The 16410-nt window shown below is 72.7% G+C and carries 12 protein-coding genes; 6 read left to right on the top strand and 6 right to left on the bottom strand.

Annotated elements, in window-relative coordinates:
• Positions 1 to 33: 33 nt before the first annotated feature.
• On the bottom strand, positions 34 to 2358 hold the full coding sequence (locus tag ACFVNO_RS10255; RefSeq protein WP_378891267.1) for a serine/threonine-protein kinase: 2325 nt from the start codon (positions 2356 to 2358) through the stop codon (positions 34 to 36).
• A 447-nt stretch (positions 2359 to 2805) separates the two neighbouring features.
• Positions 2806 to 3732, bottom strand: a complete 927-nt coding sequence (locus ACFVNO_RS10250) for a sigma-70 family RNA polymerase sigma factor (RefSeq protein WP_378891264.1) — start codon at positions 3730 to 3732, stop codon at positions 2806 to 2808.
• Between the two features lie 92 nt (positions 3733 to 3824).
• Between ACFVNO_RS10250 and ACFVNO_RS10245 the strand changes: the two genes are divergently transcribed.
• Positions 3825 to 4601, top strand: coding sequence for an SDR family oxidoreductase (locus ACFVNO_RS10245; RefSeq protein WP_378891260.1), 777 nt, complete (start codon positions 3825 to 3827; stop codon positions 4599 to 4601).
• 332 nt (positions 4602 to 4933) lie between these two features.
• Here ACFVNO_RS10245 and ACFVNO_RS10240 read toward each other — a convergent pair whose 3' ends face one another.
• The gene (locus ACFVNO_RS10240; protein WP_355258501.1) at positions 4934 to 5707 is read right to left on the bottom strand and encodes a hypothetical protein; all 774 of its coding nucleotides are present in this window, start codon (positions 5705 to 5707) and stop codon (positions 4934 to 4936) included.
• A gap of 135 nt (positions 5708 to 5842) precedes the next feature.
• Entirely contained in the window at positions 5843 to 6955 is a 1113-nt protein-coding gene (locus ACFVNO_RS10235) for a hypothetical protein (RefSeq protein WP_378891257.1), read from the bottom strand.
• 893 nt (positions 6956 to 7848) lie between these two features.
• Between ACFVNO_RS10235 and ACFVNO_RS10230 the strand changes: the two genes are divergently transcribed.
• The 5 genes from ACFVNO_RS10230 to ACFVNO_RS10210 are packed head-to-tail and all read left to right on the top strand — an operon-like array spanning position 7849 to position 12974.
• On the top strand, positions 7849 to 10113 hold the full coding sequence (locus tag ACFVNO_RS10230) for a type IV secretion system protein (protein WP_378891254.1): 2265 nt from the start codon (positions 7849 to 7851) through the stop codon (positions 10111 to 10113).
• A 40-nt stretch (positions 10114 to 10153) separates the two neighbouring features.
• Positions 10154 to 10819, top strand: coding sequence for a hypothetical protein (locus ACFVNO_RS10225; protein WP_355258492.1), 666 nt, complete (start codon positions 10154 to 10156; stop codon positions 10817 to 10819).
• A 4-nt stretch (positions 10820 to 10823) separates the two neighbouring features.
• Positions 10824 to 11999 (top strand): C40 family peptidase, encoded by a 1176-nt coding sequence (locus ACFVNO_RS10220; protein ID WP_355258489.1) that lies wholly within the window; start codon positions 10824 to 10826, stop codon positions 11997 to 11999.
• A complete protein-coding gene (locus ACFVNO_RS10215; protein ID WP_378891250.1) occupies positions 11992 to 12762 on the top strand; it encodes a hypothetical protein in 771 nt (256 codons plus the stop codon). Before ACFVNO_RS10220 ends, ACFVNO_RS10215 begins: the two co-directional genes overlap by 8 nt.
• Complete coding sequence (locus tag ACFVNO_RS10210; RefSeq protein WP_378891247.1) at positions 12759 to 12974, top strand: hypothetical protein; 216 nt, start codon at positions 12759 to 12761, stop codon at positions 12972 to 12974. Before ACFVNO_RS10215 ends, ACFVNO_RS10210 begins: the two co-directional genes overlap by 4 nt.
• Positions 12975 to 13006: 32 nt before the next feature.
• Here ACFVNO_RS10210 and ACFVNO_RS10205 read toward each other — a convergent pair whose 3' ends face one another.
• Complete coding sequence (locus ACFVNO_RS10205; protein WP_378891244.1) at positions 13007 to 13804, bottom strand: ABC transporter ATP-binding protein; 798 nt, start codon at positions 13802 to 13804, stop codon at positions 13007 to 13009.
• A 5-nt stretch (positions 13805 to 13809) separates the two neighbouring features.
• A complete protein-coding gene (locus ACFVNO_RS10200; RefSeq protein WP_378891241.1) occupies positions 13810 to 16335 on the bottom strand; it encodes an FtsX-like permease family protein in 2526 nt (841 codons plus the stop codon).
• Positions 16336 to 16410: the final 75 nt, after the last annotated feature.

Here is a 16410-nt window from a genome sequence, read left to right as displayed (position 1 = left end):
GGGCGGCGGCACCGGCTCGCGGTGCCGGCCGCGTCAGCCGAACGCCGCGCCCAGCCGGAAGTACGCCCGGGCCTTGGGAGGGATCAGCAGCAGGGCGCCGATCAGGGCGTTGAACAGCAGCAGCACCAGGTAGTACGGCAGGTCCCCGCGCGCGTAGACGACAACGCTGAACATGGTGAAGACCAGCACCACCGACACCACGGTCTGCAACAGCACCACCAGCCCGTACACCACCCGCGAGCGCAGCAGCAGGCCCACCACCGCGGCCGCCGAGAACCCGCCCCACAGGGCGAGCACGACCGGCCCGTCCCACCCGGTGAAGGCGGTCCCGGAGCCGGAGCCGCCCAGTGACAGCAGGGCCAGGACCAGCAGGTAGAGGGCGTTGAGACCGAGCATCGCGCACGCCGCGATCACCGACGGCGAGGGCTTGGGCGCCGGGGCGCCCGCGGCGGGGGCGGGTCCCGGGAGGCCGCTGTGGCCCACCCCGCGCACGAAGCCGCGCGCCGCGGTGGTCTTGTCGACCTGGGCCCCTGGGGCCGGGGGACCGAGGGGGCTGATGGGCGGGACCGGCACGGGCCCGTCAGGCCGGTGGCCGGGGCCGTGGGCGGGGTGCGGTCCGGTCGGCCGGACCCCGAAACCGGTGTGGCCCGCGTGGGCGGGGTCGCCGCCGGGCCCGAAGCCGGGGCCGGGACCGGTGTTGGGGAAGGGACCGGGCTGCGGCCGCGGGCCTCCGGGGTCGAATGGGGCGGGGTTCCCGCCGGTGCCGCCCGCCGCGGGCGCCTGCGGTCCGCCCGGACCAGGGGGACCGGCCTGCGGAGGACGGGCGGGGTACGGCGGCCGGGGGCCGCCGGGGGCGTAGGGGTTCTGCGGGCCGCTCGGGACATGGGGGACGGCCCCGGCGGGGGGCGCCTGCGGCCCGGAGGCGGCGTGCGCGCTGTACGGGGTGTGCGGCGGGGCGTGGGAGGCGTGCGGACCCGAGGCCGTGTGCGGCGGATACGCCGGGGCGTACGGGCCCGTCGCCGCACCGGCACCCGGCCCGCCGCCGGGGGCGCTGGCGGGGGTTCCGCCCGCCGCCACCGACCCGTTCCCCGCCGGTCCGCCCGGGCCGCCGTGCCCGGGAACCCCGTTCGGCCCGGTGGCCCCGCAGGGCGCACCCGCACCGTTGGGAACGCCAGCCCAGCTGGGCACACCTGCTTCGCCAGGCGCACCCGCACCGCTGGCAACACCTGCACCGCCCGGCGCACTCGTGCCACCGGGAACACCTGCACCACCGAAGTCAGTGGTTCCGCCGGGAACTCCGACGGCCCCGCGTGCTCCCGCACCATCGGGCGCACCCGCACCGCCAAAGTCAGCGGCCCCGCCAGGCCCGCCCGCGCCACCCGGCCCGGCGGTTCCGCCCGTGTCCACGGCCTCCTCGCCGTTCCCGGGCCCTTCCCCGCTCTCGGATCCGGACCCGGTCGCCGCTCCAGTCCCTCCGGGGACCCCCGTCACCCGGGTGGTGCCCCCGTCGCGGACCCTTTCCTCCCTGGCCCGGTCCAGCAGCTCGACGGCCTGCGCCGCCGACGGCCGCGAGGCCACGTCCCGGTTCAGCAGCGCCTCGATCAGCGCCCGCAGCGGGGCCGCCGCCACCTCGTCCACCCGGCCGGGGACCACCTGGCGCGGCGGCATCGGCGCCGTCAGCACCGCGCTGATGATCCCGGTGATGCTCTCCCGCTTGAACGGCGAACGCCCCTCCAGCAGCGCGTAGAGGGTGACGCCCAGGCTCCACAGGTCGGACGCGGGCAGCGCCCGCTCGCCCTCGAACCGCTCCGGCGCCATGTACTCGGGCGAGCCGATGTACACGCCGGTCTGGGTCAGCGCGGTGCTCCCGTCGACGTTCGCGATGCCGAAGTCGGTCAGCACCGTCCGGCCGTCCTCGGTGAGCATGATGTTGGCGGGCTTGACGTCCCGGTGGGTGACCCCGGCCGCGTGCGCCGCCCTCAGCCCGCCCAGCAGCGACCGGGCGGCCTCCTCCACCCGGGCCACCGGCATGGGGCCGTCCCGGTCCAGGTGCTCCTGGAGCGAGTGCCCGCTGAGCAGCTCCATCACGATCCACGGGCTGCCGTCGTGCTCCAGCACGTCGTGGACCGTCACCACGGCGTCGTTCCTGATCCGCGCGGTGGCCTGGGCCTCCCGCAGGGTGCGCTCCCGCGCCTCGTCGTGTTCCTCGGGGCTCATGCCGTCGGGGAGGACGACCTCCTTGACGGCGACGTCGCGCTGGAGGGCGGGGTCCCAGGCGTGCCACACCGTTCCCATCCCGCCCGCGCCGAGCCGCTCGCGCAGCTCGTACCGGCCGACGGAGGAGCGGGGGGTGGACATAGGGGTGCATCCCTTCTGGGGGTCGGGGGACGATGCGCAGGCCAATCTATCCGAGAAAGGACCCGCCACCGGAGTTATCGGTGGTCACCGACACTTTCCGAAGCATTCTCACTGTGAAATCCCGCCCTCTCCCCGCACGGGGGCGACGGAGGGCGACCGGTAACGGTCATCGGTCGAACCCCCTTCGCCGCCCCGTGTCCAGCGGGTCGCCGGGTCGGCTCGAAACGGTCGTCGAACACGGAGTCATTGCTGTTCACCGGTTATCCGGTGCCTCGGCGGGGCACGGTTCCCGCACTTTTCGGCGGTGCCTTTCCCCGCCCCACGGAACCCGCCCGGACGCCCCCGGTGCTTCACGCAGGGTGACCCCGAAACGGATTCGCCTATTCCTCCTCTCGGACGGCCGCCGCCCCGCCCGCCCGACCCCGCCCCGCCGGTCTCCGCTCGGGGCTACCCCTCTCGGATGCCGAGGGCGTCCGGGGTGAGCCCCAGGGCCTCCAGGCGGTCCGGGTCGGCCAGGACGTCGATGGCGGCGATCCGGTCGCCGACCACCGCGAACCCCATGACCGACAGCACCCGGCCGCCCGTCGCCACCACGACGCCCTCGGCGCCGTTGACCGTCGCCGGGTGCACGAACGGCGCGAACCGGTGGAACGTGACCGCCTGACCCGCCACGTCCGCCGCCCCCGTGATCCGGGTCGTGTACCGGCCGCGCACGCCGCCCTCCGAGCGCAGCACCGCATCCGGGTGCAGCACCGACAGCAGCCCGTCGATGTCCCCCTCACGCGCCGCGGCGAAGAACGCGTCCACCACCCGGCGCCGCCGCACGGGGTCCCCGTCCGGGACCGCGCCCCGCGTCCCCTGCTCGCGCACCCGCCGCCGCGCCCGGCTGGCCAGCTGTCGGGCGGCGTCCTCGCTGCGCTCCACCAGCGGGCCGATCTCCGTGTACGGCACGGCGAACAGGTCGTGCAGCACGAACGCCACCCGCTCCAGCGGGTTCAGCTCCTGGACCACCACCATGAGAGCCCACCCCACCGAGTCGGCGGTCAGCGCCGCCGACTCCGGGTCGTCCCCGGCCGCAGCCGGCCCCACCACCGGGTCCGGCAGGCGCTCCGCGCCCCACGGCCCGGCCTCCAGGGGCTCCTCGCGCCGCTGCTCGCGTGAACGCAGCATGTTCAGGCACACCCGCGCCGTCACCGTGGTCGTCCACGCGCCCAGGTCGTCGACGTTCTCGATCCCGGTGCGCTCCAGCCGCAGCCAGGTCTCCTGGACGGCGTCGTCGGTCTCGCCCACCGACCCCAGGATCCGGTAGGCGACCGCCCGCAACCGGGGCCGGTGCTCCTCGAACCGCTGCGCCGCGGAAAAAAGTTCGCGCATTCCCGTCACGTTCCCCTCTCCGCCCGGGTCACGTCAACGAACCCGGTGGTGGGCCCGAGCCCACCGCACACCGACACAGAGGAGAATCCACCATGAACGCACCCGTTCTCGTCACCGGGGGTACCGGAACGCTCGGCTCCCTGGTCGTGCCGCTGCTGCGCGGGGCCGGCCACGAGGTCCGCCTGCTCACCCGCGGCTCCCGTCCCGCCCCCGAGGGCCTGGCCCACGTGCGGGCCGACCTGCGTACCGGGGAGGGGATCGACCCGGCCCTGGAGGGGGTCGGCACGGTCCTGCACCTGGCGGGCGGACCCAAGGGCGACGACGTCGCCACCCGCAACCTGGTGGCGGCCGCCGAACGCGCCGGGGTGGGCCACCTGCTGCTCATCTCGGTGGTCGCCGCCGACAGGGTCCCGCTGGGGTACTTCCGCGCGAAGCTGGGCGCGGAGCGGGCGGTACAGGAGTCGGCGGTGCCCTGGACGGTGCTGCGCGCCGCCCAGTTCCACGACCTGGCGCTGACCGCGGTGCGGGCCCTGGCGAAGGCGCCGCTGGTCCCCGTCCCCGGCCTGCGCTGGGAGTCGGTGGACGCCCGCGACGTCGCCGAACGCCTCGCCGCTCTGGCGGCGGGCGGACCCGCGGGCCGGGTCGCGGACCTGGCCGGGCCGGAGGTGCTGCCGATGGCGGACCTGCTGCGCACCTACCTGGAAGCGCGGGGCGTCCGGCGCCCGACGGTGCCGCTGCGCATCCCCGGCGCGGCCGGGCGCGCGTACCGGGCGGGGGAGAACCTGGCGGGCCCGGACGCCGACCGGGGCACCCGCACCTGGGCCGCGTTCCTGGCGGAGCACCTGGGGGCGGTGTCCTCCCGTCGGTGAGGTGGGGTGTGGCCGGTCAGGGGAGTGTCCGGCAAGGGGTGTGCCCGATAAGGGTTGTGGCCGGTCGGGGGGTGTGGACGTGTGGGGATGTGGGCGTGTGGGGCCGGGGGCGGCGCGGTGCGGGATCCGGGACGATGCGGGCCGGGATATCCGGGCCGCGCGGCCGTCCCGTCCCCGCCGGAACCCGTACGGTCCGAGCGGAGCGCGGCCGAGGGTCCACACCGGCGCTCCATGGGGACCTGCCCCTTCCGGTGCGGTCGCCGTACGACCACGGGCAGTCAAGCGCCAGTGCCCTGCGTCCCGCCCCTCCGGTGCGGTCGCCGCGGCGGACGTCAGACGCTCCGCCACAGGGGCGGGCGGATCACCTCGTCCTCATCGAGCAGGCAGTTCTCGCCCACCACGACCTGGTGGTCGTCCAGGCTCCACGCGGTGATGCCGTGCCCCTGGCGGCCCAGCTCGATCACGCGGGCGCGCTCGGTGCCGCTCCCCGTGTCGACGTCGCAGAACATCACGGTCGTCCACGAGTGCCCGTTCACCGCCACGCCGAACGCCACCAGCGGCAGCACGATGACGGTCAGCGCCAGAGCCGCGATCCGCCCGGCGTCGGCGACGCCCTGCCAGAGGCTGCCGACGGCTTCACCCGTGCGTTTCCCGCTCTCCGGTGAACGCCGGCCGGTGCGGTACTCCAGGAACACCGTCAGCCGCAGGAGGGCGGCGAGCGCGCCCGTGGCCGTTCCCCACACCGGCCCGTTGATCGCGCCCACCACCACGCCCACGGCCACCGGGACGACCATGGCGGAGCCGACGGCCAGGGGGATCGGGGAGCGCAGGTGGCGCAGGGCTCCGCCCCTGGCGGAGAAGTAGGAGTAGCTCATGTGCGAGACGACGACCGCCAGCGACGCGGCCAGCAGCGGTTCCGCCAGGAACAGGTCGATCGCCACTTCCATGATGTTGCTCGGCCCCATGGCGTACAGGGCCTCGCGGGCCGCCGAGCCGCCGCCGAGGGTCCAGGCCAGCTTGACGACCGGGACCGCCAGCACGAGTGCCGCCACCACGATGCGCGCGGCGCTCCGCCGTGAGTCCTCCACCGCCGTGCTCTCCGCCATGCGGCCAGTCTCCGGCCCGGAGGGGGCCGCCCGGGGCAGCGACACCCGGTCTCGATGGGGGCGGGTGGGACGGCTCGGAGGCTCGGGGCAGGCGGGGGCGAGCGGGGCGGGTGGACTCTCCGTGCCCCCGCCCGCTCAGTGGATCTCCTCCAGGGAACGGGTATCGGCCTCCGCGAGCGCCCTGAGGTCGTCCGGTCCGGCCGGGCGCAACCGGTCCAGGAGTCCCACCAGTTCCTCGGCGGCGGGGTCCGGGAACGGGCCGGTGCGGGTCTCCATCGGATCCCGGTGCGCCCGGTGGACGAGGGTGACCACGACCCCGTCCACCTCCATCCGGATCCGGTCGTCCTCATCGGTCCGGTCCGGGCCCGGGATCCGCAGCACCGCCGTCCCCTCACCGAGGGCCGCGGGCACCGGGTACTCGAAGCACTCCGCGTCCGGGTCGTCGCACCCCTCCCGCGGCGGGTCGTCGGCGCCCGCGCCGTTCATCGGGTCCGTCCCCTGCACGACCAGCATCCGCTCCCCCTCCGGCTCCCCGTAGACGAGGATCGAGTGCAGGTCCGGTTCGGTGAAGACCGTCGCGTTCAGGGGCTCCCACTCCGGGGTGTCCAGCAGCACGAACCCGGGACCGCCGCCGTCCAGACCGTCCCGGTACCGTTCCAGGTCGGCGGTGGTCGTCTCCAGGTGCCGGGCCTGGACGTACGAGTGCCACCCCCACATCGTCAGCGGCCACGCCAGGAGCGGCACCGCCGCCAGACCCGCCGCGAACGCCAGGCCGCGCCCGCGCAACAGCGCCACCAGGGTGGTGCCGCCGATGAGCAGGCAGCCGACCGTCGCCCACCACAGCCCTTCGGGGGCGAACGGGAACAAGAGCTCCTGAACGGCGGAGGCCACCGTGCACGCCACCGCGATCAGGGTCAGCAGACCCGTCGCGGCCAGGGGGTGGCGTACGCGCGCCCACCACAGCACCGCGGCCAGCACGAGGATGACCGGCAGGCAGAAGCGGAGCCCCACGAGCAGTGTGCCGCGGGCGAACACCGCCGGGTCGAACCCGCCGCCGTCGAGGTCTCCGATGCCGAAGAGGGCGAAGAGATTGAGGATGCCCCCCAGAAGGAACACCGCGCCGACCCCGACCACTCCGGCCACGGCGGTGACGACCGGGCTCCGGGGGCGGTCGCGCGGGTCGGGGCGGGTGCCGCCGCCGGGCCCGGACGCGCCGATCCGGCCGGTCGCATCGCTCGTATCGGTCACTTGGTAGGTCCTCTCGGTCGCGGACTCCGCGCCGCTCGTGCCGCTCGGGGGCCTGTGTCGGCGGGGCCGGGCGGTCGCCCTGTCGGCCCTGCCGTGCCGTCCGACCCTGCCGAAACCGCTGTGCCTCCCGGGGGCACCGTGCCGCCGGTGTCCGGGGGTGGTGTGCGGTCGTCGCCGTCGGAAGGCGGGGGCGTACGGTCGGTCTCCCTCTCCGCCCGGAGCGGCGTCGAAGGGGTGAGCGGATGCTCGGGTCATCGGACGGGGGCGGGCGGCGGAGGCGGATCGGGATGGTGGGAACCGCCGACCGGCAGGGGCGGCGAGGGAGGTGGGGGTCGTGGGGCGGGGAGTGCCGGCGCTGCCTGTGTGATGCGTGGGGGACCCGGGGCGTTGACCTCTCTGGAGAACTTCTTTTCGGTCCTGCGACAAACCCGGCTGCGGTTTCCGCAGAAGCCGAGGTCGGCACCGCGTACCAGTCCGATTGCCCGTCGAGTGTCCACTTTTGGACACGGGTGATGGTGTGACGCCGATCATAGAGAGTGGCTGGAGGGGTAATTGCGGATGGGAGTTTTTCCGCGCTTGTGCAAGGCCGATGATGTCCACTACCTGGGGAAACATTGATATGTGAACCCTTTGTCACCCCCGGTTCGGGTGTGGTCGGATAGAGAACCCGAAAACCCATCGCGTTGTGCCCGTACGCGAACCCGGTGATGGAGCACCATAGAGGATGGGGTAAAGACATCCGGGGGCCCTGTGGCCGCGCACGGCCGCACACCGGTGTGCGTTCGCGCGCATCCGGTGGGACGGCGTGCGCCGGCCATCGGGAGAGCACCGGGCCTCACGGTTGTCCGCCATCATGACCCCAGGGCACCGACCGACGACGCAGGAGCCAGCAGATGACGGATCAGAACGTCCGACGGCGGGGATGGCGACGCCTCCTGATCACGTTCCTCATGCTGGCCGGCCTCCTGGTACTACCGCTCACCTCGGCCCAGGCCAACCCGCTGTGCCCGGGCGAGCCGGCACCGCTGCCGGAGTCCGCGGGCAGCGGCTCCGACGGCCTGCTGGTGCCGCCGCAGTCCCAGTCGGCCATCGAGGGGGCACCCGACGGCCTCCCGCCCGACGCCAGCATGTACGGGCAGTACGGGACGGCCGGGCAGCAGTGGCACATGATCACCGAGTCGTGCGTCGACGGGATCACCAACGGGCCTCAGGCCACCCTGGCGAACACGGCCTGGGACCTGTCCAAGACCATCAATCAGTCGACCATCACCGTGTACCAGGCGGCGACCTCCGACGGGCTGCTCGCCAGTTTCAACGAGCTGGTCGAGAACGTCGTGGTCACCCTCCGGGAGGGGATCTGGCGGCCGCTGATCCCGACGGTGGTGATCCTGGGCGCGATCTGGCTGGGGTGGTACGGGCTCATCCGGAAGCGGATGACGCTCACCATCGAGTCGACGGTCTGGATGGTCGGGGCGACGGCGCTGGGGCTGTGGATCATGGTCAACCCGGCGCAGGTCATGGGGCTGGCGAGCAGCTTGGTGAACTCGGGCAGCCAGCTGGTGACGAGCACGGTCGGACAGATCCCCTACGGGGGAGGGTCGGGGACGTGCCCGCCTGGGGCGGAGGCCCCGGAGAGGGCGGACTGGGAGTCGGAGTCCGACTTCCAGGTTCGCCGGAACGCGGACATGCTGTGGTCGAGCCTGGTCTGCCAGCCGTGGGTGGCGGGGCAGTTCGGTAATGGGGACATCGCCGAGGACGCCTCTATCGACCATGCCATGGACCTGATCGCGGCCCAGGGGATCAGCCGTATCGAGCAGCAGCAGATTCGTGACGGCGAACTCGACGCCACGACGCTGGTCGAGGAGAAGCAGGAGGCCTATCAGGGAGTGGCGTCGGATATCCAGTCCACCTACCCCAGTGTCTATCCGCTTTTCTCGGGAGAGGACCAGGGCAGCCGACTGGGCGTCGCGACCTTGGCCCTGTTCGCGTCGATCTTCGCCGGAGGACTGATCCTCGCCGGATCGGTCGCCCTCATCGTCCTGAAGATCGCCTTCCTGGTCCTGTTCCTGTTGTCCCCGGTCTTCCTGCTGATCGGCATCCATCCGGGCTACGGGCGCATGGTCCTGCTGCGCTGGGTCGAGTTGATGGTGGGGTTCCTGCTCAAACAGATCTTCGTCGTGCTTCTGATCTCCCTGCTGGTCATGTGCTACGGCATGGTCATGTCCACCAGCCTGGGCTGGGGCCTCCAGATGATCCTGCTGGCCCTGTTCACCCTGGCGCTCTTCATCTACCGCAAGCCCTTCGCCTACCTGTTCTCCTCGGTCAACGCGAACTCCTTCACCTCCCGGGTCGTCGGGGACGCGGCGAACAGCCAGGTCCTCTCCAGGAGCGCGACGGTCCTGCCGCCGGTGGCCTACCTCAAGGCACAGAACTGGGGGCGCCGCAACAGCGCCGCCATCGCCGGGGCCGCCGCCGGCATCCCGGCCGGTACCGGTGCGACGGCCGACCTCAGGGGTGCGGAGGAGGCCGTCGGCGAGGCCGCGGAACCGACCCGGGTGCGGGGGACCGGCGGCTACGGCCGGGTCCGGGACAACGGGGCCGCGCCGCCGCTCAACGTCAGCCGCCAGGACGGCGGCCCTCGTTCTGCCGGATCCCGGCGCACCGCCGACGACGCGCCGAGCCTGGGCGGGCGCAGCGGTGCGATCCCGCCGCGGCCCAGCGGCGGCTACACCGGTGCCGGTGACACCGGTTGGGCTTCGGTGTTCGGCACCGCCTCCGGCGGGCGTTCCGAGCAGCGGGACGACGGCGCGGCCGCGGCCGGGTTCGGCCGTGCGGCCGGCGCGGAACGGCCGGAGCCCAGCACCGGCCGGGGCATCTTCGGCGCTCGCGAGGACACCCCGCCCAGGGGCAACCTCGACGCGCGGGGGTCCCGCTGGGGGGCGCCGCGCGAGCGGCGGGAGCGTCCGGCTCCGCAGCGTCCGGGCCGCCCGGCACCGCCCGCCCCGGAGCGTCGGCGCGGCGACGGTGAGGGCGGCTGGTTGAGTGGTTCCGGCAAGCGCGGCGACAATGCTCCCATCACCCCCTTCTGGGGAGAGAGCTCCAACTCTCCCCGCAGGGACCGGAAGCGCGACGTGCCCTTCTGGTTGAACGACGACTGACCGACGACCCCCGACCGACGACGACAAAAGGCCCCTGACGATGCCCAACCCCCTCCCCGAGCGTGCCCAGAGGTTCGTGTTCATCGGACTCATCGTCGTGCTGGTCGGGGCCGGGGTGTATTTCAGCACGGGCGGATTCGGGGGCGGAGGGGGCGCTGAGGCCCCGGCCGAACCGGAGGTCTCGCAGGGGGAGAACGGCGGCAGCGCCGGGGCCCCCGACGCCCTGTCCAGTGTGGAGCCCAGCCCGCTGCCGACCACGGCGGCGGACGACGTGGACGTGCTGGAGTGGTTCCCCTTCCCGGAGGAGGAGCTCCGTACGGCAGGGACGACCGCGAAGGCGTTCGCCGAGGCCTACGGGACGATCGACTACACCGGATCCCCCGAGGCCTACTACGACTCGATGCGCGCCCTGGCGACCGACGAGTACGCCGACGTGCTGGCGGAGTCCTCCCGGGCCGGCGCCTTCTGGACGGAGATGGCGGAGGCCGAGGCGATCGCCGAGGGACGCGCCGAGGTGCAGTCCATCCGTACGTTCGGGGACAGCTCGATCACCTTCGTGGTGACGGCGCAGTCCATCACCGAGACGGCGAACCGCGAGTTCGACGAGGAACTCGGGGAGTTCGCGATCACCGTGGTCCAGGAGGGGCGGACCTGGAGGGTCTTCGACTTCCAGCCCGCCGATGTCGGGCAGTTCGGGGAGGAGTGATCCGATGCTCTCCTATTTCGGCGCTTCCGGTGACCGGGGGGCGGTCCGCTGGTGGCTCGGCGGCGGGGTCGCGATCGGCGCGGCGCTGCTGATCATGGTGGCGATGTTCGTCATCCCCGTGATCACCGGAACCGGGAGCCAGCTGGCGAGCCTCATGGCCAGCGGGCTGGTGTGCACGCCGAACGCCGACGCGGAGCAGCCCGGGGCGAGCGGGTACGCGATGGACTCGATCCCGGAGAACTACCTGGAGCTGTACCAGGAGGTGGGGGAGGACCGGGGGATCCCGTGGAACATCCTCGCCGGGGTCGGCCAGGTGGAGTCCCACCACGGCAGGTGGGAGGGTCCCGGGATCACCGAGGGCCACAACGACTGGGGCGCGGCCGGGCCGATGCAGTTCGGTTCCCTGGACGGTTCCGCTGCCGGGAACAGCTGGGGCGGCGAGCCGATCCAGCCGGTGGAGGACCGGCCGGAGAACGGGTACGGGGTGGACGGTAACGGCGACGGGATCGTCAACGTCTACGACCCCGCCGACGCGATTCCGGCCGCCGCCGACTACCTGATCGCCCACGGCATCGAAGACGACGTGCGGCAGGCGATCTTCGGCTACAACCACGCCTGGTGGTACGTGGACGACGTGCTGGAGTGGGCGGACCGGTACGCCGAAGGCGACTACAACACCTCGGACCCCATCCGGACCGCGGTGCTGTGCGAGCTGGACGAGCAGGGGGCGCCGATCGGGCGGGCCCCGGACGAGCTGACGCAGGCCGTGGTCGACTGGGCGCTGGCGCAGCGGGGGAAGCCGTACATCTGGGGCGGGACCGGGCCGGACGGGTTCGACTGCTCGGGCCTCACGATGAAGGCGTACGAGAGCATCGGCGTCACGATTCCGCGGGTGTCGCAGGACCAGTGGAAATTCGGACCGGAGATTCCCGCGGGTGAAGAGCAGCCGGGTGACCTGGTGTTCTTCGATGTGACCCGGGCGGGAGAACCGCCGGGACCCGGGCATATGGCAATGGTGATCGGCGACGGCCTGATGGTGGAGGCCTGGTGCACCAACTGTGGACCGATCGCGGTGCGCGAGTACGATGACCCCAATCGGTCGGAGATCGTGGGTTTCACCCGTCCGCTCGAGCACCCCGATGTGAAGGCCCAGTTGGAGGCGCAGGACAGCCGTGGTTGACGAGAAGGCACCACCCAAGAAGCAGGGGCTGCACGGGTGGAAGGCCGCACTCGCGGTTTTCGGCTGCGGAACGCTGGCGGCCTTCGGTGTCTTCGGTGTTCTCGTCCTTATCGTGGGTACTTTTTTTCGGGCCACCTCGACCGGGGTGTCGGGAGAAGCGGACCAAGTGGCCGGAGTCGAACAGACGGGAACTCCCAGAGACGAACTCCCGGCGGGCGACCTCAACGTATGTGAGAACTACGTTCCGAACATCTCCGATGTGACCATCAGGGAAACCCTTTCCAGTGCTGACAGGGATGATGCTCAGGTCGAGGGTTTCCAAACGGGTGAGCGGCGCGAGGTGTCGGGAGAGTGCTCGTTCTCGATACAGCCGGCGTACGGAGTCGACTCCCAGTCGAGTCAGTGGGTAATGGACTTCTCCTATCAAGCCCTCGTTTTCGATCCGAGCGGGGGACTTGATGAGCAGGCGGCCGAGGTGTTCGAGAGCGAGATCTCCCAGGCCGAGCAGGAAAGCAACGATTCCGTCGAGATCGATGACCATGACTGGGCCGGAGAGTCGCGTTCGTTCTACTGGGTGAGCGAATCCGGGGAGAGCCACTACCTGGTGGTCTCGCGCACGCGGAGTGCCGTCTACACCTTCGGCTTTGCCGGGGACGGTGCCGACGCGAACGCGGGTGCCGTTCCGAAGAACGCCTTCCAGCGCCAGGCCGCGGATGTGGTGCAGAGGTTGGACAACCGCTTCTTTCTTCTGATCCCGGAGTGAGCGGCGTCGGGACCGCGCTGCTCTCGGAGGTGCTCGCCCGGGCGGCCGCCCGCGGTATGCGCGCCTGCGATGCCGAATGGGCCTCCGCCAACCTCGTCAGCGACGCCTTCTGGCGCGAGCACAGGTTCGCGCCGGTCCGCTGCACCCTCACCCGGCACCTCGACACTCGGCCGGACATGTTCGAGCCCGCGACCCCGACGCCACCGGCCTGACCCGACACGGACGCCCGCCCCCGCCCCACCCCCTAGAAACCCAATCCCCGGAGCCAGGCGAGTAGGTCGTCCTCGCGCCGCTGCGCCTCCTCCGGGCTCCACGGGCCCAGGCGGCGGGAGTCCACCACGGTGCCGTCGCGGAGGTAGACCACCCGGTCGGCGCGGGCGGCGCAGGACGGGTCGTGCGTGACCATGACGAGGGTCGTGCCCTCCCGGTGCACGTCGGTGAGCGTGTCCATGACCTCGGCCGTCATGGCGCTGTTCAGCGCGCCGGTGGGTTCGTCGGCGAACAGCACCGACGGCCCGCACGCCAGCGCCCGGCAGACCGAGGCCCGCTGCAACTGCCCGCCCGACACCTCCGTGACGCCGTGCCGCCGGACGTGCGCGATCCCGAACCGTTCCATGAGCGCGTCCACCCGGGCGATCGCGGCGTCCCGGCCGGCCCGGTCGCCCCGGGGCACCGCCTTGAGGGCGGGCAGCAGGATGTTGTCCCGGATGTTCAGGTTCTCCAGGAAGTACGCCTGCTGGAACACGAACCCCATCCTCGTCAGCCGGACGCGGCTCATCTCCGCGTCGTCCAGCGAGGTCAGGTCGCGCCCCTCCAGGCGCACGCTCCCGTCCGTGGGCCGGTCCATGCCGCTGACGCTGTACAGCAGCGTCGACTTGCCCGAGCCCGACGCCCCCATGACCACCAGGAACTCGCCCCTGTCCACGCTCAGGTCGATCCCGTTGAGGACCCTGGTCGGCGGGTCGGTGGAGCGGTAGGCCTTGGTCAGCCCGCGGCATTCCAGCGCCGGGTGGCCGTTGTGCGTCTCGAGTGTTCCGGTCATCCCTGTCAGCTCCTGAGCCATGCACTCTTGTCGGTACCGCGCGGACGCGCGGTGAGGAACACGGCGCCGAGGTATCCGGCGCCGACCAGAAGCAGCGGGTAGGCCGCGTAGACCAGCAGTGGGTCCGGCAGCAGCGCCAGGTCCGCGATCCCCAGCCCCGCCGCAGCGAGCAGCGCCCCGACGACGGCCTCGCCGGCCGTCGCCGCGAAGACCAGTCCCGCCACGGTGCCGAGGACCACCGCGAGGAGGGTCTTGGCCCGTACCTGCGCGGCGATCTCGCGGGCCGAGAAGCCGAGCGCGGACAGCACGCCCGTCTTGCGGCGGTCCCGGGCCAGCCGCAGTTCGAGGAACAGGCTGGTGATGAACACCGCCACCCCCACCCCGAAGACCACGGACAGCACGGCGATCTCGTGCAGGGTGCCGGTCACGTGCGACAGGGTCTGCCGGACGAACTCCCGCATGGGGACCACGGAGGCGGTGGGGAAGCGCTCGCCGTAGTCGGCGGCGACGCCGGCCGGGTCGGTGACGCCGACCGTGTCCGCGTAGACCACGTAGCCGGTGGCGCCGGACGTCACCTCGCCCTGCGCCTTGGCGGTGAACCCGCCGCTGGTGACGTCCTGGTAGACGCCGCTGACGGTGAGGGTCGCGGTCCCGCTCGGCTCCCCGCCCTCTCCGGACCCGCGCTCTCCGGACCCGCCCTCTCCGGACCCGCCGTCCGCCCCGCCGCGGCGGATGGTCAGCCCGTCCCCGGCCGAGACCCCGAACGCTTGCGCGTTCAGCACGGACAGCGCGATCTCCCCGGCCCCCGGCGGCCCGCCCTCGACGAACTCGACCGTGTCGCCGGAGTGGTCGCCCACCTCGACGCGCAGTGTCTCCCAGCCCTCCTCGCCCCGGACCCGGTAGGGCACGGTGGCGAAGGCGCGCACACCCGTCAGCCGCTCGTCGCGGTGCATGTCCGCGAGCAGGGCCGCGCGGACGGCGTCGACGTCGTCGGAGAACTGGAGGTCGGCGCGCAGGTCGCTCTGCGGGGCGCCCATGTAGGTGACGAACCGGGGGTCCTCGAACGTGCTGAGCAGGTTGGTCGGCAGGGTCATGAGGACGGCGGCGAGGAAGAACACGGCGGGGACCAGGGCCCACTGCCCGAGTTCGGCCCGCAGGTCCAGCAGGACAAGGCGGCCGTTCACACCGAAGCCGGGGAGCGCGATCCCGGAGGGCCTTGTGGCCACGCCGGTCGTGCCAGGGGCTGCCGGGGCCTCGGGGGCGAGGGCGGACCTCCGGACCCGGCGGGCCCGGCGGGCGGCCCGGCGCGCGGTCCCGCGTTCGTCGAGGAGGCTCCCGTGCACCAGCGCGTTGACGACCTCGATCCGCCCGACCCCGCGCAGGACCCCCCGGCAGACCAGCAGGACGAACACGTACACCGCCGCCAGCGCCAGCAGCGGCACCAGGACGGTCGCGGGCCCCGGCGGCGGCTCGGCGTAGTTCATCCGCACGCCCCGCGTCAGCGGCTCCAGCGCGAGGACGGCCAGGCCCCCGCCGATCGCGCACGCGAGCAGCGTCATGAGGCCGTACTTCGCCAGGTACAGCCGGGACACCTCCCGGGCCGGTATGCCGATGGCCTTCATCGCGCCGATCTCCCGGACCCGGTCCTCCATCGTCCCGCGGATGACGAAGCGCAGGTTGAGCAGGGAGATCGCGATGAGCAGCAGGCTCGCGAACACCAGCGCCGCCGCCACCAGGCCGTCGCCGAAGGTGTTGAGCAGGCGGATCATCGCGAACGTCACCGCCTGCCCGTTCGAGGGCAGGTCCGCGTCGGCCTCGTACGCCCGTTGCAGGTCGGCGGCCCCGGCCGGGTCGGCCAGCCGGTACTCGACGATGATCTCGGGGGCGCCGCCCCCGGCCGCCGCCAGCGCCGCGTGGTCGGCCTCGGAGACCAGGAAGCGGGTGGACGAGGCCAGCGACGACGCCATCTGCGCGTCGCGCACGAACCCCTGGACGCGCAGCCGGTGGACGCCCCCGTCCGTGCCGACCCCGAGCTCGTCGCCGACCCGGAGGTCGAACCGCTGCCGGTACGCCACCGGGACGTAGACCTCGCCCGGTCCGGGACGCGGGGCGGCCCCGGTCCCGTCAAGGAGGAAGTCGAACTCCTCGTTCTGCGTGACGAAGAGGTTGTCGATCAGGCTGTCGCCGAAGTCGCCGGTCTCGCCGGTCGAGGGGCGCCGCCAGGTGAGGGAGGCGCCGTCGTAGCCGAGCATCTCCTCGATGAGCCAGGCGTCGATCCCGGGCTGCTCGGCGGCGAACCGCGCCAGCGCCCCGGGGTCGTGGTCGCCCCGGTGCATCTGGAGGAAGTGCGGGGGTTCGGCCTGCTCGAAGAGGCGGTCGACCGCGCCGACGGTGCGCTCCATGACCATCGCGCCGGTGGCCATGAGGAAGGCGCTGAGGGTGAGGACGACGGTGAGCGCGAGGGCGACGCCCTTGTTCTTCCTGAGGTCGTTGTACGCATACCGGAAATACAGAGAATCCCTGGTCCGCACCTGCAACTCCCAACTTCCGGGATTCGCCGGCCGACGTGTTCGGCCTGATGGGGGAAAGGCTCGGAAACCGGTCCG

Source organism: Nocardiopsis sp. NPDC057823, from assembly GCF_042797335.1.
In the GTDB taxonomy this organism is placed as follows: Bacteria; Actinomycetota; Actinomycetes; order Streptosporangiales; family Streptosporangiaceae; genus Nocardiopsis; species Nocardiopsis changdeensis.
The sequence above is the reverse complement of the archived record's forward strand: the minus strand, read 5'-3'. Positions and strand labels throughout refer to the sequence as shown.

Coding starts and splice junctions, on each gene's coding strand:
- ACFVNO_RS10245 (WP_378891260.1), top strand. CDS start 3,825: ATGAACGCACCCGTTCTCGTCACCGGGGGTACCGGAACGCTCGGCTCC.
- ACFVNO_RS10255 (WP_378891267.1), bottom strand. CDS start 2,358: ATGTCCACCCCCCGCTCCTCCGTCGGCCGGTACGAGCTGCGCGAGCGG.
- ACFVNO_RS10250 (WP_378891264.1), bottom strand. CDS start 3,732: ATGCGCGAACTTTTTTCCGCGGCGCAGCGGTTCGAGGAGCACCGGCCC.
- ACFVNO_RS10240 (WP_355258501.1), bottom strand. CDS start 5,707: ATGGCGGAGAGCACGGCGGTGGAGGACTCACGGCGGAGCGCCGCGCGC.
- ACFVNO_RS10225 (WP_355258492.1), top strand. CDS start 10,154: ATGCCCAACCCCCTCCCCGAGCGTGCCCAGAGGTTCGTGTTCATCGGA.
- ACFVNO_RS10220 (WP_355258489.1), top strand. CDS start 10,824: ATGCTCTCCTATTTCGGCGCTTCCGGTGACCGGGGGGCGGTCCGCTGG.
- ACFVNO_RS10205 (WP_378891244.1), bottom strand. CDS start 13,804: ATGACCGGAACACTCGAGACGCACAACGGCCACCCGGCGCTGGAATGC.
- ACFVNO_RS10230 (WP_378891254.1), top strand. CDS start 7,849: ATGACGGATCAGAACGTCCGACGGCGGGGATGGCGACGCCTCCTGATC.